At 65.9% G+C, this 20303-nt stretch carries 16 protein-coding genes; 3 read left to right on the top strand and 13 right to left on the bottom strand.

All coding sequences use genetic code 11. The annotated features are described in order from the left end of the window. Window positions 1–72: 72 nt before the first annotated feature. Window positions 73–1515: a xylulokinase gene (locus PKKP23_RS10080; RefSeq protein WP_126876767.1), complete on the bottom strand. Its 1443-nt coding sequence runs from the start codon at window positions 1513–1515 to the stop codon at window positions 73–75. Between the two features lie 420 nt (window positions 1516–1935). On the opposite strand from PKKP23_RS10080, the gene PKKP23_RS10075 reads away from it, so the two are divergent. Continuing rightward, the gene (locus tag PKKP23_RS10075) at window positions 1936–3309 is read left to right on the top strand and encodes a nucleobase:cation symporter-2 family protein (protein ID WP_126876766.1); all 1374 of its coding nucleotides are present in this window, start codon (window positions 1936–1938) and stop codon (window positions 3307–3309) included. 14 nt (window positions 3310–3323) lie between these two features. Here the strand turns inward: PKKP23_RS10075 and PKKP23_RS10070 are convergent, their stop codons facing one another. From PKKP23_RS10070 to PKKP23_RS10050, 5 genes are all read right to left on the bottom strand, one after another. Next, window positions 3324–3848 carry a helix-turn-helix transcriptional regulator gene (locus PKKP23_RS10070; RefSeq protein ID WP_126876765.1) on the bottom strand — a complete coding sequence of 175 codons (525 nt, stop codon included), beginning with the start codon at window positions 3846–3848 and terminating at the stop codon, window positions 3324–3326. A 2-nt stretch (window positions 3849–3850) separates the two neighbouring features. Next, entirely contained in the window at window positions 3851–4144 is a 294-nt protein-coding gene (locus PKKP23_RS34475) for a hypothetical protein (RefSeq protein ID WP_017772833.1), read from the bottom strand. Between the two features lie 391 nt (window positions 4145–4535). Next, window positions 4536–6062, bottom strand: coding sequence for an efflux transporter outer membrane subunit (locus PKKP23_RS10060; RefSeq protein WP_126876764.1), 1527 nt, complete (start codon window positions 6060–6062; stop codon window positions 4536–4538). Between the two features lies 1 nt (window position 6063). Further along, window positions 6064–9276 (bottom strand): efflux RND transporter permease subunit, encoded by a 3213-nt coding sequence (locus PKKP23_RS10055; RefSeq protein ID WP_017772831.1) that lies wholly within the window; start codon window positions 9274–9276, stop codon window positions 6064–6066. An 18-nt stretch (window positions 9277–9294) separates the two neighbouring features. Next, window positions 9295–10578 (bottom strand): efflux RND transporter periplasmic adaptor subunit, encoded by a 1284-nt coding sequence (locus PKKP23_RS10050; RefSeq protein WP_126876763.1) that lies wholly within the window; start codon window positions 10576–10578, stop codon window positions 9295–9297. A 427-nt stretch (window positions 10579–11005) separates the two neighbouring features. Between PKKP23_RS10050 and PKKP23_RS10045 the strand changes: the two genes are divergently transcribed. Further along, window positions 11006–11671 carry a TetR family transcriptional regulator gene (locus tag PKKP23_RS10045; protein WP_126876762.1) on the top strand — a complete coding sequence of 222 codons (666 nt, stop codon included), beginning with the start codon at window positions 11006–11008 and terminating at the stop codon, window positions 11669–11671. A gap of 53 nt (window positions 11672–11724) precedes the next feature. Here PKKP23_RS10045 and PKKP23_RS10040 read toward each other — a convergent pair whose 3' ends face one another. The 7 genes from PKKP23_RS10040 to PKKP23_RS10010 form a co-directional block, all read right to left on the bottom strand. Then, on the bottom strand, window positions 11725–12360 hold the full coding sequence (locus tag PKKP23_RS10040; RefSeq protein ID WP_126876761.1) for a cysteine hydrolase family protein: 636 nt from the start codon (window positions 12358–12360) through the stop codon (window positions 11725–11727). Window positions 12361–12469: 109 nt separating this feature from the next. After that, a complete protein-coding gene (locus PKKP23_RS10035) occupies window positions 12470–13207 on the bottom strand; it encodes an SRPBCC family protein (protein ID WP_017772828.1) in 738 nt (245 codons plus the stop codon). Window positions 13208–13252: 45 nt separating this feature from the next. Continuing rightward, entirely contained in the window at window positions 13253–13618 is a 366-nt protein-coding gene (locus PKKP23_RS10030) for a DUF427 domain-containing protein (RefSeq protein ID WP_126876760.1), read from the bottom strand. Window positions 13619–13856: 238 nt separating this feature from the next. Then, a complete protein-coding gene (locus PKKP23_RS10025; RefSeq protein WP_126876759.1) occupies window positions 13857–14363 on the bottom strand; it encodes a carboxypeptidase-like regulatory domain-containing protein in 507 nt (168 codons plus the stop codon). Window positions 14364–14568: 205 nt separating this feature from the next. Next, window positions 14569–16071, bottom strand: a complete 1503-nt coding sequence (locus PKKP23_RS10020; protein ID WP_017772825.1) for a DegQ family serine endoprotease — start codon at window positions 16069–16071, stop codon at window positions 14569–14571. Between the two features lie 184 nt (window positions 16072–16255). Further along, window positions 16256–17560: an ATP-binding protein gene (locus PKKP23_RS10015; protein WP_126876758.1), complete on the bottom strand. Its 1305-nt coding sequence runs from the start codon at window positions 17558–17560 to the stop codon at window positions 16256–16258. A 60-nt stretch (window positions 17561–17620) separates the two neighbouring features. After that, window positions 17621–18280 (bottom strand): response regulator, encoded by a 660-nt coding sequence (locus tag PKKP23_RS10010; RefSeq protein ID WP_042299729.1) that lies wholly within the window; start codon window positions 18278–18280, stop codon window positions 17621–17623. A 260-nt stretch (window positions 18281–18540) separates the two neighbouring features. Here PKKP23_RS10010 and dacB point away from each other — a divergent pair, with 260 nt between their 5' ends. Further along, the gene (dacB, locus tag PKKP23_RS10005; protein ID WP_126876757.1) at window positions 18541–20262 is read left to right on the top strand and encodes a D-alanyl-D-alanine carboxypeptidase/D-alanyl-D-alanine endopeptidase; all 1722 of its coding nucleotides are present in this window, start codon (window positions 18541–18543) and stop codon (window positions 20260–20262) included. Window positions 20263–20303 lie beyond the last annotated feature (41 nt).

The following is a 20303-nucleotide window of genomic DNA, read 5'->3' as shown; positions in this document are numbered from 1 at the left end:
GGAATCGTTGAGTTCGTGAGTGCCCGGCGTGCGTGTGACCTTACGCGCCAGGCTGCATTCTTTCTTGCTGCTTCATGACGGCGCTGCGCCATCGAACCAGTCTTTCACCCGCCCGTACAGATCGACGAAGCGGGCATAGCGTTCTTCCAGCCCGACGTCGCCGCTCGGTGTGGCCACCCGTGTGGCCGCAGGCGCAAGTGCCGGCAGATCGGCTACGGCCCAATGGCCGCATGCGACGCCTGCCAGCATCGCCGCGCCACGCGCCGCGGCGTTCGGACTGTCCACGGCATGGAGTTCGGCCTGCAATGCGTCGGCGAGCAGCTGGCGCCAGCGCGCATCCACCGATCCGCCGCCCGCGAGCCTGAGCGACGGCACCTCGGCACCGCTCGCGCGAATCGCGTCGAGGCCCGCTCGCAGCGCAAATGCGACGCCTTCGAAGGCCGCGCGCATCATCGTGCCGCGCGTGTGTCCGAGCGCGAGGCCAAGCCAGCCGCCGCGTGCCGCGGGGTCGAGCCACGGCGAACGTTCACCGGTCAGGTAGGGCAAGAAGGTGAGGCCTCGCGCGGCGTCTGCCGCGAAGGCGTCGCGATAGGCGTCCTGCCACTCGTACGCGAGCCAGCCGCGCACAGCTTCCAGCGCCACGCCCACGTTTTGCATCGCGGCCATCCGGTACCAATGGTCCGTCGCGGCACGGTAGGCATGCAGGCCGCGCACCTTCGCGGGCTCGCGTGTCGACAGCACCACGATCTGGCCGCCCGTGCCCGTGGTGAGCAACGCATCGCCGTCATTCGCGAGTCCGCTGCCGAGCGCCGCGCACGGGGTGTCGGCAGCGCCGATGGCGAGTGCGATGCCGGGCGTCAGCCCGAGCTGGCGTGCGGCTTCGTCGGCGAGCGTGCCGCCCGCGGCATACGACGGCGACAACGCCGCGAACCATCGACGCGGCAATCCGAGCGTGTCGAGCAGGTCGAGGTTCCATGTGCCGCCGGCGTCGGCGAGCGCGGTGGCGCAAGCGTCCGAAGGGTCGGCCGCTATCACGCCGCCCAGCGCGACGCGCAGCCAGTCTTTCGGTTGCAGTGCCCAGCGCGCGGCACGCAATGCATGCGGATCGTTGAGCGCGATCCAGCGCAGCAGCGGCCCCGCCATGCCAGGGGCGACAGGGTTCGGCTGCGGATCGGGCCATGCATCGAGCAGGGCGAGCGCGCGCGTGTCGGGCCAGAGCATGGCGGAACGCACGGCGCGGCCCTCGTCATCGGTCAGCACTACGCCGTGCATCTGCCCCGAGAAACCGATGGCGCACACGGCAGCACGCTCGTCGGCGGGCAGCTTGCCGGCGGCCTCGCACAACGCGCGCCACCACGTGTCCACGGAGATCTCGGCCCAGCCCGGGTGCGGCGTCTCGATGCCATAGGCCACGCTGGACGCGGCACGCTCGCGACCTTCGCCATCGATGATCGCGAGCTTCAGCGAGCCGGTGCCCAGATCGATGCCGAGAAAGCGCGCAACGGGCAGGCTCATGAACGCTCCGTGAAGAAAAATGACGACGATGATAACCACACGGCAAGGGCCGCGTGACGAGATTCGCAAGCCGGAGCGCGAGGCACGGCGGCCACTTGCGTGCAGAAGATTGACGGACCAGACGGACGACCGTGCGGGACCACCCGGGACCACCCATATGGCGCGCGGAATAGAGATCATAACGGGCACTGCACGCGCGTGGGCGCGGATCGTACGGCGTGCCGGCACCTTGGACCTAGCCGGGACGTCATGGCGGCACCCGGGCGCTGCCTACCGGTGCACGCAGATCTCTCGCGCTCGCCCGCCGCGCGGTGCCATATCGTCACCCGGAGGCGGGGAATAGAAACGAGCAGTCTTGTTGGGCCTTTTCGTCCGGCATACCGTGGAGGTCATTCCCAACGAGATGTGGAGACAGCCGCGATGCCCCCGAACACCGTCCATCCCTGCGACGAGCGACTGCCGGCCGGCCAGTTGCTCACGCTCGGCATTCAGCATGTGCTTGTCATGTATGCGGGCGCCGTTGCTGTGCCGCTCATCGTTGGCAGCGCGCTCAAGTTGCCGAAAGACCAGGTCGCGTTTCTCATCAGCGCCGACCTGTTCTCGTGCGGTATCGCCACCTTGATCCAGACACTCGGTGTGTGGATCTTCGGCATTCGCCTGCCTGTCATCATGGGCTGTACGTTCGCGGCCGTGGGCCCCATGATCGCGATCGGCACGAATCCATCGCTGGGCATTCTCGACGTCTTCGGCTCGACCATCGCGGCGGGCGTGATCGGCATTCTGCTTGCGCCCATGATCGGCAAGCTGCTGCGGTTCTTCCCGCCCGTGGTGGTGGGCACCGTGATTGCCGTGATCGGGCTTTCGCTGATGGAAGTGGGCATCAACTGGGCGGCGGGCGGCGTCGGTAATCCGGACTATGGCAATCCGGTCTATCTCGGTCTGTCGCTCGTGGTGTTGATGCTGATTCTGCTGATCAACCGGTTCGGCAAAGGCTTTGTGGCCAACATCTCGGTGCTGCTTGGCATGGTGGCCGGCTTCGTGATCGCCGCACTGCTGGGGCGCGTGAACATGGCCGGTGTGACGAGCGCGCCGTGGGTCGGCTTCGTCATGCCGTTCCACTTCGGGCTGCCGCACTTCGATCCGCTCTCTATCGCGACGATGGTGACGGTGATGTTCGTCACGTTCATCGAGTCGACCGGCATGTTCCTCGCGGTCGGCGACATGGTGGACCGTCCCGTCGATCAGGCAACGCTGGTGCGAGGACTGCGCGTGGATGGACTCGGCACACTGATAGGCGGCATCTTCAACTCGTTCCCGCACACATCGTTCTCGCAAAACGTCGGGCTGATTGGTGTAACCGGCGTGAAGAGCCGCTTCGTCTGCGCGACCGGCGGTGTGATTCTGGTGCTGCTCGGGCTGTTCCCGAAGATGGCGCAGGTTGTGGCTTCCGTGCCGGCGTTCGTGCTGGGCGGCGCCGGCATCGTAATGTTCGGCATGGTGGCGGCTAACGGCATCAAGGTGCTCGCGAAGGTCGACTTCGTGAAGAACCACCACAATCTCTTCATCGTGGCCGTGAGCGTGGGCCTCGGGCTCGTGCCGGTCGTGTCGCCCCACTTCTTCTCGAAGCTGCCGCCTGCGCTCTCGCCCATCTTGCACAGCGGCATTCTGCTCGCGTCGCTTTCCGCGGTGCTGCTCAATCTCGTGTTCAACGGCGTGAAAAGTGAAAAAGCAGCGCAGTGCGAAATTCGACGCTCGGGACACGACTTCGACGGACGCGCCGCCGACGTGCATTGACTGTCTGCGTACCGCTACCCTACGAGCTGCGCCAACGCCCGGTTCATCTGCGGCTTGAGATCGCGTGCGTCTCTCGCCAGATTGATCTGCTTGGCCAGCTCCGCCACTTCCAGCACCTCGGGCTTGATGTCGTAGCCGCCGCGGTTATACAGCCAGCCCAGCACGTCCGCGAGATGCCACACCGAGGCGCTGCCTTCGTGAACCGGCATCGGAAAATTGTGTGCGTGACCGACCATGAGCTTGCGCATGTTCTGACGAGACACGCCCGCCACTTCCGCAACGTCGGTGAGCCCGACGAAGTCGGGTGCCGCCTCGATGAGACGCGCTGTGGGAATGGCGCGCTTCACGTCCTCCAGCGCGCTCACCAACGCCTCGCGCGCGCTCTTCGCTTCGCGCGTAAACAGCAACGCGATGCGACCCGGTTGCCCGATGCCGACCGTTGCGTCGTCGCAGCCTGCTTCGCCAAGCCGCTCGACGATCTCGTCGTAATCGAAATCTTGCGCAGCCAGCCGATACTTCAGCGTGAAAACGTATTCCATCTTTACTCCTGCTTTGTGCCGCACGTGTCCGCTTCCTTCGCCTCACGCTTTTGACGGTGCGTCGTGCAATTGTCGACGACCCGCCGCAAGTGCTTCGCATGATTGCCCGGATTCTTCGGCGTGCTCCAGATACTCGTGATGCAAAATTCGCCGCAACGGCATTCAGCGTCGTTATACGGACAGTACAACCTGCCCCACGCATGCCCCTTGCCGCCACTTTGCACACGCCAGCCCTGTTCTTCCGCGTAGGCCAGCGCCTCTTCTACGTCCTTTTTCGAGTGTGTTCCACGAACCATCAACGGCCTCAATTCTCCAGTGATTATTACTCGTTGTCAACTGACAACTGTGATCGAACCGGACGTTTTGCGCGACGGCTTACGACTCGTTACGAGCCCCGCAAATCGATCCGATTGAAGGAGATGCTAGCCCCAGCAGACACCAAAATGATGGACTGCCAATCATGTTTAGCCATCCGGCCGAGGGTCCGGAGCAAGGTCTATAGTTAGTGGTCACATCGGTCCAAAAGAAAAAGCCCTCGTCGGTCATTTGACCAACGAGGGCTTTTGTCTCTTTGTCTATCCACCTCAACCTGCGAGGTCTTCAACCCGTCATGCGCGACCGCGGATTTCCCGCTCTCGCACGACGCACTACGTCACGTATCCCGATCGCCGCACGTGGCGCGGCACCTCATCCCGCCGACGCGGACGAAGCCGCCACGGGCGCGCTCGCCGCGCCGTAGTCGACCGGTGCGTCTGCCGGACGCGGCGTCTCTCCTGCCCGTTCGATCCAGCCGCCGCCCAGCGCACGATACAGATCCACGAGGTTCGTCCACCGTGCAAGCCGTGCCGAGATCAGCGATTGCTGCGACGAGTACAGGTCCGTTTGCGCCGTCAGCACCGTAAGGTAGCTGTCCACGCCGTTGCGGTAACGCAGATCGGACAGATCCAGCCGACGCTGGTTGGCAAACGTGTTGCGCTCGAGTGCGGCGATCTGCTGGTCGTAGGTGCCGCGCGCAGCGAGCCCGTCGGCCACTTCGCGGAACGCCGACTGGATCGCCTTCTCGTAGTTCGCAATCTCGATGCGCTTCTGCACGTTCGCGAGGTTCAGGTTCGCCACGTTCGCACCGCCCTGGAAGATCGGCAGCGTGACCTGCGGCACGAACGTCCAGGCTGCAGTGCCCGCCTTGAAGAGTCCGCCCAGCGTCAGGCTCTCGGTACCGAACGTGCTCGTGAGCGAGATCTTCGGAAAGAACGCGGCCCGCGCCGCGCCGATGTTCGCGTTCGCGGCGAGCAGCGTTTCCTCCGCTTCCATGATGTCGGGACGCCGCGTGAGCAGGTCCGACGGCAAACCGGCCGGAATGTCGGTCAGCAGGTTTTGCGCGCCAAGCGGCAAGCCTTGCGGCAGATCGCCTGGCAACGGCTCCCCGATCAGCAGAACAAGCGCGTTCTCCGCTTGCGCACGAGCACGCTCCTGAGCCTGCAGATTGGCCTTCGCCGTCTCGAGCACGCTCTCGGCCTGACGCAGATCGAGTTCCGTACCTGTGCCGTTTTCGAACTGCACCTTCGTCAGGTTGTACGAGTCCTGCGCCGTCTTGAGCGTGGACTGGGTCACCTGAAGCAGGTCGTCGTCGGCGAGCATGGTGAGGTACTGGTCCGCCACCTGCGACACGAGCGAAATTTCCGCTGCCTTGCGCGCCTGCGCCGTGGACAGGTATTGCGCAAGCGCCTGGTCCTTCAGGCTGCGGATGCGCCCCCAGAAGTCGATTTCCCACGACGCCGACAACCCGACGTTATAGACGCTGTACGGATTCGAGGGACCGGTCTGCAACGCACTGGGCACACGGGTGCGCGAGTCGGTTGCCACGCCGTTGATGGCGGGGAACAGGTCTGCGCGCGTGATCTGATACTGCGCCCGTGCGGCGTCGATGTTGAGCACCGAGACCCGCAGGTCCCGGTTGTTCTTGAGCGCGATTTCCACGAGCCGCTGCAGACGCGGATCGACGAAGAAGTCGCGCCAGCCGATGTCCGTGGCCGTAGCGCCGCTCGCGCTGCGCCCGTTCGTCGACGTGCCGCTCATGCCCGGCTGGGTCTCGTAGACGCCGCCGGTCGGGAACGACGACGCCACGGGCGCCGCTGGCCGTTCGTACCTCGGCGCCATCGTGCAGCCGGCGGCCAGCAAGGCGACCGCCGCTGCAATCAAAGCGTGTTTATGCATCTCAGTGTCCTTCCTTGCCCGAACCGTTGCCATCGTTGCCGCTACCGCCTTGCGGGCCGTGCGGGTGATGCTCGTCGTAATGGGCGAGCGCCTCGTCCGGATCTTCCTTCTCGCCGGCGAACCGCGCGCGGATCACCACGAAGAACATCGGGATCATGAAGATGGCGAGGAACGTCGCCGTCAGCATCCCGCCGATCACGCCGGTACCAATTGCGTGCTGGCTCGCCGAACCCGCGCCGTTACTGATGGCAAGCGGCAGCACGCCGAGAATGAACGCAAGCGACGTCATCAGGATAGGACGCAGCCGCAGCCGCGCGGCTTCCAGCGCCGCCTCGATCGGTCCCATGCCTTCACCCTGCTGCAGCTCGCGTGCGAACTCCACGATCAGAATCGCGTTCTTGGCCGACAGACCCACGGTGGTGAGCAGACCGACCTGGAAGAACACGTCGTTCTCGAGGCCGCGCAATGTCACCGCGAGCAGCGCACCGAGCACACCGAGCGGCACCACCATGATCACCGCGAACGGAATCGACCAGCTCTCATAGAGCGCCGCGAGACACAGGAACACCACGAGGATCGAGATACCGTAAAGGATAGGCGCTTGCGAGCCGGACTGGATTTCCTGGAACGACAAGCCGGTCCACTCGTAGCCGATACCCGCCGGCAGCTTCGTCGCGATCTGCTGCATGGCCTGCATGGCCTGGCCGGTACTCTTGCCCGGCCCCGCCGCGCCCTGGATTTCGACGGACGAAATGCCGTTATAGCGTTCGAGCTTCGGCGAGCCGTAGGTCCAGTGGCCGGTGGCGAAGGAGCTGAACGGCACCATCCCGCCCGAGCCATTGCGCACGTACCAGATGTTCAGGTCGCCCGGCGTCATGCGGAACGGCGCATCGCTTTGCACGTAGACCTTCTTGATCCGGTTGTCCGTATCGAGGAAGTTGTTCACGTACTGCGACGCCCACGCAATCGAGAACGTCTGGTCGACTGTGGATGCCGATACGCCCAGCGCCAGCGCCTTTTCACGGTCGATGTCCACCTTGAACTGTGGCGTGTCGTTCAGGCCGTTCGGACGCACGAGCGCGAGGTTCGGGTCCTTCGCGGCCATACCGAGCAACTGGTTGCGAGCCGCCATGAGCGCCGTGTGCCCGAGGCCGCCGCGATCCTGCAGTTCGAAGTCGAAGCCCGAGGCCGTACCGAGTTCCGGAATGGACGGCGGATTCACCGGAATCACCATCGCATCCTTGTAACCCGCATAGCGCGCGAACATGCGGCCCACGAGCGCCTGCACCTTCTGGTCGGCGTGCTGCCGCTCGGAGTAGTCCTTCATCCGCACGAACACGAGGCCCGAGTTCTGGCCACGGCCCGCGAAGCTGAAGCCGTTCACCGTAAACACGGCTTCGACGATGCTCTTCTCGTCCGTGAGCAGGTAGTTCGAGATGTTCGCCAGCGTGCGTGCCGTGGTTTCCTGCGTCGAGCCGGACGGCGTCTGCACGAGCACGAACATCGAGCCCTGATCCTCGTCGGGCAGGAACGACTTGGGCAGGCGCACGAACAGCAGCCCCACCGCCACGATCACCACCAGATAGATCACGAGCCAGCGGCCCGAGCGCTTGATCACGTGGTGCACGCCCGTGTGGTACTTCTCGCGGCTCTTGTCGAAGGTGCGGTTGAACCAGCCGAAGAAGCCCTTCTTCTCTTCGTGGTGGCCCTTCGGAATCGGCTTGAGGATCGTTGCGCAGAGCGCCGGGGTCAGGATCAGCGCGACCAGCACGGAGAGCACCATGGCCGCCACGATCGTGAGCGAGAACTGCCGGTAGATGGCGCCCACCGAGCCGCCCGAGAATGCCACCGGCACGAACACGGCCGAAAGCACGAGCGCCACGCCCACCAGCGCGCCGGTGATCTGGTCCATGGCCTTGCGCGTGGCTTCGCGCGGTGAGAGCCCTTCTTCGGCCATCACGCGCTCCACGTTCTCCACCACCACGATCGCATCGTCCACCAGCAGACCGATGGCGAGCACGAGGCCGAACATCGACAGCGTGTTGATGGAGAAACCCACCAGCGCCATGATCGCGAACGTGCCCAGGAGCACGACCGGCACCGCGATGGTCGGAATGAGCGTGGCGCGCAGGTTCTGCAGGAACAGGTACATCACGAGGAACACGAGGACGATACCTTCCAGCAGCGTCTTCACCACTTCCTCGATCGACAGGCGCACGAACGGCGTCGTGTCGTACGGATACTTCACGACGAGGCCCGGCGGGAAGTACTTCGACAGCTCGTCGACCTTCTGGCGCACGAGCTTGGCCGTCTGCAGCGCGTTCGCGCCCGTGGCGAGCTGGATGCCGAAGCCGGCCGTAGGCTGACCGTTGTACTTCGTGTCGAAGTTGTAGGTTTCGCCGCCCAGCTCGATGCGCGCCACGTCCTTCAGCCGCACCTGGGAGCCGTCCTGATTCACCTTCAGCAGGATGTTGCCGAACTGCTCGGGCGTGCGCAGCAGCGTCGCTTCAGTGATGGTGGCCTGCAGCGCCTGGCCCGGCACCGCAGGCGTGCCGCCCAGCTGACCGGCGGACACCTGTACGTTCTGCGCCGAAATGGCGTTCGACACATCGACGGGCGTCAGGCTGTAGTTCGTCAGCTTGTTCGGGTCGAGCCAGATGCGCATGGCGTACTGCGAGCCGAACAGCGTCACCGTGCCCACGCCGTCGATCCGGCTGATCGGGTCCTGGACGTTCGACGCGACGTAGTTCGCCAGGTCGTAGCGGCTCATGCTGCCGTTTTCGGAGTTGAAGGCGAGCACGAGCAGGAAGCTGCTGCTCGACTTCGTCACCTTCGTGCCGAGCTGCTGCACGACCTGCGGCAGAAGCGGCGTGGCGAGCTGCAGCTTGTTCTGCACCTGCACCTGCGCGATGTCGGGGTTGGTACCCGCGGCGAACGTGAGCGTGATGGTGGCCGTGCCGGAGTCGTCGGACGTGGAGGACAGATACAGCAGGTGGTCGAGACCGCTCATCTGCTGCTCGATCACCTGCGTGACGGTGTTTTGCACCGTGTCCGCCGAGGCGCCCGGATAGCTCGCGCTGATCTGGACCGCGGGCGGCGCAATGGTCGGATATTGCGCCACCGGCAAGGTGAAGATCGACGCGATGCCGGCGAGCATCAAGATGATGGCGATCACCCACGCGAAGATCGGGCGATCGATAAAGAACTTTGCCATGAAGCAGGCTCCCTGTTATTACGCGCCCGACGCAGCAGACGCCGCGGAAGCAGCGGCACCTGGCTGCGCGGCGGAACCGGCGGCAGCGCCCGAGCCCGCGGCGGCACCCGTTGCACCTGGTGCGCCTGGCGCCCCGCCCGCTTGCGCACCAGAGGCCGGCGCGGCCGGCAACTGCGCCGGCACGGCCTTCACCTCGGCGCCCGGACGAACCTTCTCGGTGCCCTGGACGATCACGCGGTCACCCGGGTTCAGTCCGCTCTCGACGATCCAGTTCGTGCCTTGCGTGCCGCCCGTCACGATGGTGCGGATCGCCACCTTGTTGTCGGCGCCCACCACGAGTGTCGTGGCCTGGCCCGACGCGTTGTGCGTCACGCCCACCTGCGGCACGAGGAAGGCGTTTTCGTTCATGCCTTCTTCGATGCGCGCGCGCACGAACATGCCGGGCAGCAGCACGCGGTCGGGGTTCGGGAAGATGGCGCGAACCGTGACCGAACCGGTGGTCTGGTCGACGGTGACGTCCGAGAACTGGAGCTTGCCCGGCTGCGAATAGGCGCGGCCGTCTTCCAGCAGCAGCGTGACCTTGGCGGCATGCGGACCGGCGGTCTTGATCTTGCCTTCCTGAATCTGCCGGCGCAGTTCGAGCCCTTCGAGGCTCGACTGCGTGAGGTCGACGTAGACGGGATCGATCTGCTGCACGGTGGACATCAGCGTGGCCGCGCTCGCCTGCACGTAAGCGCCCGGCGTGACCTGCGAGATGCCGACCTGGCCCGTGATGGGCGAGGTCACATCCGTATAGCCCAGATTGATCTGGGCCGTTTCGACCGCGGCCTTGCCCGAAGCGACGTCCGCTGCGGCCTGCCCTTGCGCCGCCACGGCGTCGTCGTAGTTCTGCTTGCTCACGGCGTTCGCCGCGACGAGCACCTTGTAGCGCGCCACCAACGCGTTCTGCGTGGCGAGGTTCGCCTGCGCCTTCGCGAGCGTCGCCTTCGCGCTATTGAGCGAAGCGATGTAAGGCGCCGGATCGATCTTGTACAGGCGCTGGCCGGCCTTCACGATGCTGCCTTCGGTGAATTCCCGGCGCAGCACGATGCCGTCCACCCGCGCGCGCACCTGCGCGACAAGGTAGGCGCTCGTGCGGCCCGGCAATTCCGTGGTGACCGGCACGGCGGTCGGCTGGACCGTCACCACGCCGACCTCGGGAGTTTGTTGCGGCGGTGCCGATTGTTTTTGTCCGCATGCTGCCAACACCACGGCAGCGGTCGCGACACTGATTAAGCGGAATGGAACCCGTTCGACGCGCATGGAGCAACCTCTGTCTATGACTGGGAACACAAAAAGTGCGTCCGTCTCGTGCGGGAGACGGGCACGCACACAAGCGTGTGAGACGACACAGTGACCGGACGCCTGAAGGCGATCACGCAGGGATATCGGGTGGAGCTCCCGGACTGAAAGGGAGACACCCATGCGCCGCCGGAACCGGCCGGCGCGAATACTTCCGTAAGCAACAGTGACGGATATTAACCGATTACCGGGTCATCCCTGCCTCGGCAACCGGCCGATGGGGTGCTATTATAGATACATTCATGAACGAATGTAAAAGCGTGGATGGGCGGCGAGCACAAAATTTCCGCCCGATTGTTTCGCTTTCTTGTATCTCAACAATCCAATTGTTGCGACGATCGTTCAAGCAGCCCCCCGCAGCAACGCAATCAAAGCAGGTCAGACGATTATGGTTCGACGTACGAAAGAGGAAGCGCTGGAAACACGCAACGGCATCCTCGACGCCGCGGAGCGCGTCTTCTTCGAGAAGGGCGTGTCGCGCACTTCGCTCGCCGACATCGCTCACGCCGCCGGCGTCACGCGCGGTGCCATCTACTGGCACTTCGCCAACAAGGGCGACCTGTTCACCGCCATGTTCGATCGCGTGCTGCTGCCGTTCGACGAACTGAAGGCCGCGTCGCGCGACCCCAGCGAACCCGATCCGCTCGGCCGCATACGCGACCTGTGCGTGCTATGCCTGCACGGCACGGCCACCGACGAACATCGTCGGCGCGTGTTCGACATCCTGTTTCTGAAGTGCGAGTTCGTGGAAGAAATGGGTCCGGTGGTGGAACGTCACCAGACCAACATACGAGAAGCGCTCGTCAACATCGAAGGCGGTCTGCTCAACGCCATGTCCAAGGGACAGTTGCCCGCGGATCTCGATGCCGCGCGCGCGGCACGGCTGCTTCATTCGGTGATTGGCGGCGCGCTGCGCGACATGCTGATGTCGCCCGATCTGTTCGACATGACCCAAGGCGCCGAACGCACCGTCGACGCCATGCTCGACGCGATCCGCTACAGCCCTGCGTTGCGGGTTGCGCCCGCACCATCCACGGACCAGCCGGTAGCCTGAACGCCGACGGCTCGCCGGGCGCGCGCCCGGCAGCGCTGCAGCCAACGCGCCGCTCAGGCGGCTTCGCGCCCGGCCCGCGCTTTCTGGTTCGAGGCGTAGATGCTGCCGCGCTCGAGCGGCGCGCCGGCCTCCACCGCCGCAATCCACTCGTCGGTGTTCGCCACCGCCGCAAAGCGCGACTGGAACACCACGCAGAACACGCGATGAATCTCCTCCGCCGAAGCGAAACCCGCGCTGTTCCCGTACGGCAATGAGCCCGTTGCATCGGCGAGAAATTCCACCGTCAGGCCCGCGTGGACAGCATGGTAGACGGTGGACGCATCGCAGTTGTGCGTCATGTACCCGACGACGGTGAGCGTGTCGATCTCGCGGGCGGCCAGCCAGTCGGCGAGGTCTGTGCCGGCGAATGCGCTTGGCAGCGACTTCTCCACGTAGTGGTCATGCGCGCGCGACGCCACCACCTCGTGCAGTTCCGCGCCGCGGCTGCCGCGAGCGAAGATCGGCGCACCGGCAGGCGCAAAGTTCTGCACGACGATCACGGGCACGCGCGCCGAACGGGCGGCGTCGATGGCGCGGCCGATGTTCGCGAGCGAATGATTGATGTTGGGATACTCGATCAGCAGGTTGCCATCGACGTACTCGTTCTGTACGTCGATAACGATGAGCGCGCGACGGGGCGGCAGCGACATGGAAACGCTCCTTGCGTAACGGGATAGGTGTGCGGCGTGCAATGCGGCGGGCAGCATGCCTGAGCGCACGCGACGGCTCAAGTTCAAAGCGCCTGAGTCCTCGGCGCGTTCACCCTTGCGCGAACCAGCGCGCCACGTACAACAGCAGCGCGACGAAGAAAATCATGGCGGCCCAGGCCCAGGTCGGCACCGCATGCGGCGCACTTTCGTGGCGCAGCGTGCTCGCGGCGCGTCCGCTCAACGTGCCGCCGTGTTGGGCGAGATGCGCGCGGCGGGCGACACCCGCGAGACTGATGGGTCGAAGGAACACATGCTGACGCCGCGCCGTCGTGCCGCGCGCGCGGTTCGGCCCCTGGCCGTGCTTGGCTTGAACGACTGCGCAGAACTCGGTGAAGAAGTCGTCGGCGAGATCGTGCAGCGCATTTTCGAGTTGCCGCGGCGGCAGCTGCGCAAGCGGTCCCGCGAGCGTCGCCCACACCGAGTAATCGACGCGCGTGCTCGCACCCTTCGAGAGACCCGCCGGCCCCGCGGGATGGTCGTCCGCACGCAGCGAGACGTCGATCTGCCCGCGCAGCGAGCCGACGCCGTCGGCACGCGCCTTGAAGCTCAACGTACGTTCAGGCGCATAGGGCTCCTGCCCTTCCTTCGGCACCACATGCACGCGGACTTCGTAGCGCGCGCGCAGTGGCCCGAGCGGCACGGTCAGCGTGAGTTCGTATTCGCCGGGCCCGAGCTGGCGGAACGACTCGCAGTTCTCCATGCTTGCGCGCAGCAGGGCGATATCCTGCAGCGCGTCCCATACGGCGGACGGGGCGAGTGGAATCCGTAACGCGTCGTTCAGTTCCATGGCGGCCTCCCCCTTTTCTCCCCCTTCAGCGCGCGGCCTCGCCGATCACGATGTCTGGTCGATGCGATCGACGCGCGAAGCGTAAAACGCCAGATAGCCGGTAATGTCCCTCACCTTCTCGAACGGTTGCTCGTAGCTCCACGCGGCGTTTTCGATCAAGCCGTCTTCGGTACGCAGATGGAAGTACGAGGCGTTGCCCTTGTACGGACAGTGCGATGTGTGATCGGAACGTTCGAGCCGCGCCATGTTGACGTCGGCGCGCGGGAAATAGAAGACGTCGGGCAGCCCGCTTTCGGAAAGCGTGAGCCCCTGATGCGTGTCGGCCACGGTAATGCCCTGATGGATGACTCGCACGCGATGAGAATTGGCCGCAATATCGATGCGATGATCGGCAGCCGGTTCCACAGCCATATTCGATCCCCTGTTCGTCAACAGTCGCCGCCGCGTCGCAGGCGTCGGCATGTTGCAGCGCCGCACCGACGGGCGCCTTTGCCGGGGCGTCCGCGCGCCATGCAAGACACTGCGCCAACGCACGCATGCTGCGGCACACCAAACGAAAAAGCCACGCTGCAAATTCGTGGCTTCATTATCGACGAAAGTTAAATCGGCTGCGCGGCGTTCATGCGCGCAGCCGCACGAATCAGCGCACCTACTGCGTGTTCCAGTGGAAGCCGGCGCGGGCCGTGCCCTTGGCCGGTATCGTCACGGCGCTCACCTTTTCCTCGCCCTTGTAGCTTGCGTGCACGGTGTAGCGGCCGGGACGCAGCCGCACCAGCATGAACGGGCCGCGCGAAGTGGTGGAGAGTGCGTCGCCGCCGTGCGAATCGACGATGCGCACGCGCACATCCGCAAGATAGTCCGCTGTGGGGCCAGTGAAGCGCAAGGCGAGCGGCCACTCGCTCTGCGCGCGCTCGAGCGCCTTCGATTCGTCCAGACCCACGCCGCCCGAGACGAACGACACGTCGCCCTGCTGCTGGACTTGCGGCAGACCACCGCCGTTGGCGTTGCCCGCGCTCGTGTTGTCGGTGGTGCTGCCACCCGTCACGTCGCTGGCCTGGGACCAGGCAGAGGTGGCGAAGCCGCCCGACGCAATGGTGGCCAGCCCGGCTACGGCGGCCACCGCGGCGAAGGATCGTAGTTTGCGTGGGGTATTCATCTTTTACGCTCCTGACGTGGTTGTTGGCTTCAGCCGGACATAGCCGCACATGGCATGCCCGCCTCCTGTCAAAACCTTACGTTGGACCGACCGGCGGTTCGCCGGCCGGGTTCCCGAAGCGTCACGGGAAGATGTAACGCGGTGCAACCGGGCGAACGGACTGCGGATTGCCCCGTCCGCCGCCTGACCGCTGAGGCTTGCAGCGTTAGCTCAGATCGACCGGCACGAAGATCTGTGCGTCGTCGCGCTGGATCAGCAGCGCGATGCTGCTGCCGGCCTGGGCCACCATCTGCTTCAACTGCTCCACCGAGGTCACGGGCCGGCCGTTCACGGCGAGAATCACGTCGCCCGGCTGGATGCCGGCGCTCGCCGCCGCACCGCCCGCCTGCTGCACGAGCAGGCCGTGCGTGAGCGACGTGCCGCTCTTCTCCTGCGGCGTAAGCGGACGCACGGCGACGCCGAGGCGGCCCTGCATCTGCGGCGTGGAATCGTTCGACGCCACCTTCGTGTCGTTCAGCGTGCCGATGGTCACGCTGAGGTTTTTGGTGCCCTTGTCGCGCCACACCTGGATGTCGGCCTTCGTACCCGGCTTGATGCCCGCGATCTGCGAGGGCAGGTCGGCCGAATCGGTCACCGGCGTGCCGTTCACCGAAAGAATCACGTCGCCGGGCTGCAAACCGGCCTTCGCAGCCGGGCCGCCCGGGTCCACCGAGCTCACCAGCGCGCCCTGCGGCTTTTGCATGCCGAACGAGTTGGCGAGCGTCTGGTTCATCGACTGCACCGACACGCCGAGCCGGCCGCGGCTCACGTGGCCCGTCTTCACGAGGTCGTCCTTGACCTTTATCGCCTCATTGATCGGGATAGCGAACGAAAGGCCCTGGAAGCCGCCCGTCTGCGAATAGATCATCGAGTTGATGCCGATTACTTCGCCCTGCAGATTGAACAGCGGCCCGCCGGAGTTACCCGGATTCACCGGCACGTCGGTCTGGATGAACGGCGTGTAGTTCTCGTTGGGCAGCGAGCGCGACTTCGCGCTGATGATGCCCGAGGTCACCGTGTTGTCGAAGCCGTAGGGCGAGCCGATGGCCACCACCCACTGCCCCACCTTGCTCTGACGCGGATCGCCGATCTTCACGGTGGGCAAGCCCTTCGCATCGATCTTGAGCACCGCCACGTCGGACTGCTTGTCCGCACCAATCACTTTCGCGCGGAACTCGCGCTTGTCGGTGAGCTTGACCGTCACGACGTTCGCGCCGTCCACCACGTGCGCGTTGGTGAGGATGTAGCCGTCGTTGCTGATGATGAAGCCCGAGCCGAGGCTCGTGCTGGGCACGTCGGCCTGGTCGCCGCCGTCGCCGCCATCGTCGCCCTGCATGCCGGGCATGTTGCCGTAGAAGTGGCGGAAGAACTGGTAGAACGGGTCGCTCGGGTCGATGGGCAACTGCATGTTGCCGCCGCGCTGCGCGGTATGCCGCACGACGTGCTTGGCGCTGATGTTCACCACCGCCGGCCCGTAGGTTTCCACGAGGCCGGAGAAATCGGGAATGCCGGTCTTCGCGGCGGCTTCGGCCGGCATCAGCGCGGCGGCTTGTGCGGGCGTGATGACCTGAGGCGGCGTCACGTTGCGCTGGCCCGCGACGTAACCCGCCGACAACGCGACGGCAACTGCCACGGCAACGGCACTGCGGGTAAGAATCTTGGCTTTCATTGCAGGGCTCCTGTCGAGAGGAATGCTTTTTGATGCCTCGAAGCGTAAGGGGTATCGCTTAAAGGAGTCTTAAAGCATTCGCGGGCTGGGAGCCGCTTGCAGACTGGCGCAGACGGCTTTGGCGACCTGCGCCGTAGGTGAGTCGCGCGGTGGCCGCGCCGGCCTGCCGATGGCCCGTCGCCCGTCAGAACCGCACGGTCACGAGCAGGCCGCCCGCGGGCGAGTCGCCGAGCATGATCTCGGCGTCGTGCTGGCTCGCAATGCGCCGCACGATGGCAAGACCCAGGCCGCTGCCCGATATGTCGGTGCGCGCGCGCGACTCGCCGGCGCCGACGCGATAGAAGCGGTCGAACACACGGGGTCGTTCCTCCGCGGGAATGCCGGGCCCGCTATCGGCAATACACACGACAGGATGGCCCTCTGCGAGACGCAGGCTCACGTCCACGCGGCCGCCGGCCGGCGTGTACTTCGTCGCGTTGTCGAGCAGGTTGTTGAACATGACCCGCAGCGCTTCCGCATTGCCGTTGATGGTGGCGGGCACACTGTCTTCGATGCCGAGGTCCACGCCGCGTTGCTGCGCAAGCGGCGCGTAAGCCGCCACGCAGTCGTCGAGCAGACCGTGCAGATCGACTGTGTTGTGCGCCGACGCGCGATTGTCCGGCTCGGAACGGGCCAACGCGAGCAATTGCTCCGCGAGCCGGGTGGCACGCATCACGCCTGCCTGCAGATCCGCCAGCGACTCGCGGCGGGTTTCGTCGTCCTTTGCGCGCGCAACCAGTTGCGCCTGGATCTGCACGGCGGCAAGCGGCGTGCGCAGTTCGTGGGCTGCGTCGGCCACGAAAGCGCGTTGCGTATCCAGTGCCTGGGCGAGCCGTTCGAGCAAGGCGTTGAGCGCGCGCACGAGCGGTTGCACTTCGTGCGGCAAGCGCCCTTCGGGCAACGGGTCGAGCGCTTCCGGATGACGCGTATCGAGCGCGCGCGTCACGCGTGCGAGCGGCGCGAGGCCGCGCCCCACCACCGTCCACACCGCGAGGCCCAGAAACGGCAGCAGCACGATGAGCGGCCACAGCGTACGCAGCGCCACGTTCGCGGCGAGCCGGTTGCGCACCGAGATGGGCTGCGCAAGCTGCACCACGTTATCGCCGACGATCGCGCCATACACGCGCCAGTCGCCGCGGTCCGTGCGCTCGGTGGAAAAACCGAGCTCGGCACGCGGCGCAAGCGGCGCGCGCGGATGCGAGTAGTACATGAGCACGCCGTTGCGGTTCCAGATCTGCAGCACGATGCCCTCGTCGCCGGTATCGCGCGAACCGAGAACCTGCGAGAACGGCTCGGACGGCAGCGCGGCCGCAATTTCCTGCAGCTGGTAATCGAACAGCTCGTTGGCTTCGGCGAGCGCCTGGCGATAAATCAGCCAGCCCGCGGCGCCCACCCCGGCCACGACGAGCGCGAGCAGCCAGAACAGCAATTGACGGCGAATCGAATGCATCGACCTGAGGTTTCCGTGGTTTCCGGTGTACGTGGAGAAATGCGCGGACGTGCGCGCCGGTCAGTCTTTCGCGATCATGTAGCCGAGGCCGCGCACGTTGCGGATCAGGTCGGCGCCAAGCTTCTTGCGCAAGGCGTGGATGTACACCTCGACGGTGTTGCTGCCGATCTCTTCGCCCCAGCCATACATCTTCTCTTCGAGTTGGCTCTTCGAGAGCACGGCGCCGGGGCGCGCGAGCAGCGCCTCGAGCAGCGCGAACTCGCGCGCGGAAAGCGCGACGGGCGCGCCGTCGAGCGTCACCTGGTGTGCGGCCGGATCGAGCGTGAGCCCGCCATGCCGGATGACCGACTCGGACCGCCCGGACTGCCGCCGGATCAGCGCGCGCATCCGCGCACCCAGTTCGTCGAGATCGAAGGGCTTGATCAGATAGTCGTCCGCGCCGGCGTCGAGGCCCTTCACGCGGTCGGCCACCGCGTCGCGCGCCGTGACGATCAGCACCGGCAACGCGTGGCCCCGCGCGCGCAGAGTGCGCAGCACGTCGAGCCCGTCGCGCTTCGGCAGGCCCAGATCGAGCAGCAGGAGATCGTAAGGCTCGCCGGACGCGGCTGAAAGCGCGGCCTCGCCGTCCTGCACCCAATCGACCGCGAAGCCCTCGCCGCGCAACGCCTTGCGTACGCCCTCGGCGATCATGCGGTCGTCTTCCACTAGCAATATGCGCATGGTGATCGAGAAGAAACGGTGGCGTCGAGCCGGCACGCGGCGCGCGGCAGGTCTCGACGAATAGTCCCGCATTCTAGCGCCCGCGCCTGACGGTTGCGGCAACGGAAGGCCGCAAGAAGGCGCCGGGCTTTTGACGCAGCGCCGCGGCATGTCTCTACAATGAGCGCTTCGTCCGAATCACCGGACCGCTCGCCTGCCTGCCGCACGCGCCACCGTGCCGGCCAGCCTGGCGGTTCGCCGACTGCCCGATTTCGCCTTCCATGCCGCTCGTCCGCCTTGCCTCGCTCGTCGTCCTGTCCGTGCGCCATCTGCTCCGCCCTCACTCGCCATCACGCGAGCAGACGAGTACCGCACCGAAGCATTCGCGAGCCATACGCAACGCGCACGTAGCCCGCACGGTGACCCGCGCCGCGGCTGTCACGACGCTGTTCGCCGCGTGTGCGACGGGCGCCGGGTTCCTCGCTACAACGCCCGCCGACGCGCGTCCCGCAAAGGCGCGGCATCCGTCGGTCAACGTCTCGACGGTGCTGCCGCCCTCGGTCATGGTCGGACTCGAGCGCGCCCGCGTGCCGCTCTCGTCCATCAGCGTGGTGATCGAAAAGGTGGGCAGCCGCACGCCCGTCGTGGCGCTCAACGCGGCCGAACCGATGATGCCCGCCTCCACGATGAAGCTCGTCACGACGTGGTCGGGCCTCTCGATTCTCGGCCCTGACTACCGCTGGCGCACGAGCGCCTACGCGGACGGCGAAACGGACGCGAACGGCGTGCTGCACGGCAGCCTCTACATCCAGGGCACCGGCGACCCGAAGCTCGTGCCGGAAGAATTGATCGACCTCGTGCAGAAGATCCACAAGGCCGGCATCAACGGCATCGACGGCGCGCTCGTGCTCGACAAACGCTTCTTCGATCCTTCCACGCGCGACCTGCCGCCCTTCGACGACGACGCCACCGCGCCCTACAACGTGGGCCCCGATCCGCTGCTCTACGCGTTCAAGTCGCTCTCGTTCACGCTCACGCCGTCGCCGGACGGCTCCGTAGCCGTCGACGTGCTGCCCGCGCTCGCGCAACTTCAGATCGACGACCGTCTGCGTGCCACGCGCGGCCCTTGCACGGGCGCCGCGTCGGCGCTCGCGCCGTCCGTGGAGCCCGAGACCAACGGCACCGTGGCCGCCACTTTCGCAGGCGACTATCCGTTGCGCTGCGGCGCGCGCACGATCAATGTCGCGGTGCTGGACCATTCGGCCTTTTTCGCTGGCGGTTTCCTCGCCTTGTGGCGACAGACAGGCGGCACGTTCACAAGGCCCGACGGCGGCGCGGGCGCCATCCGTGAAGGCGCCGTGCCCGCGGGCGCGCGGCTCGTCGCCACGCACGAAGGCCCCGTGCTCGCGGACATCGTTCGCGACATCAACAAGTTCAGCAACAACGTGATGGCGCGCAACCTGTTTCTGACGATCGGCGCGGTGACGAACAAACCGCCCGCCACGCCGGAAAAATCCGCGCGCGCCATCGCGGCCTTCCTGCGGCGCAGCGGCCTCGACATGCCGGACCTCGCAATGCAGAACGGCTCGGGGCTGTCGCGCGACGAGCACATCAGCGCGCTCTCGATGGCCAATCTGCTGCAGGCGGCCAATGCAAGCCCGGTTGCGCAGCCGTTCGTCGAATCGCTGCCGGTAGCCGGCGTGGACGGCACCATGCGCCACCGCCTCACGGATCTGCCCGTGGGCGGCAACGCGCATATCAAGACCGGCACGCTGCGCGACGTGCGCGCGATTGCGGGCTACGTAGCCGCCGCGGACGGCGAGACCTACGTCGTGGTCAGCCTGATCAACGATCCGCACTCCGAAGCGGCCCGCGCCGCTCACGACGCGCTGCTCGAATGGGTCTACCAGGGCATGCCGCAGGCCACAACGGTCAACGTGACCGAACACGCGAAGCGCCGCAAGGCACCGGCTCGAACCGTCCCGCGGCGCGGCGCGCATTAGCGCCCGCTCACGCCGGTAACGGGCCCGCTCCAGGCCCGGGC

It is taken from the genome of Paraburkholderia kururiensis JCM 10599 = LMG 19447 (assembly GCF_003986935.1).
Taxonomy (GTDB): Bacteria; Pseudomonadota; Gammaproteobacteria; order Burkholderiales; family Burkholderiaceae; genus Paraburkholderia; species Paraburkholderia kururiensis.
This window is presented reverse-complemented; position numbering and strand designations above follow the sequence as displayed.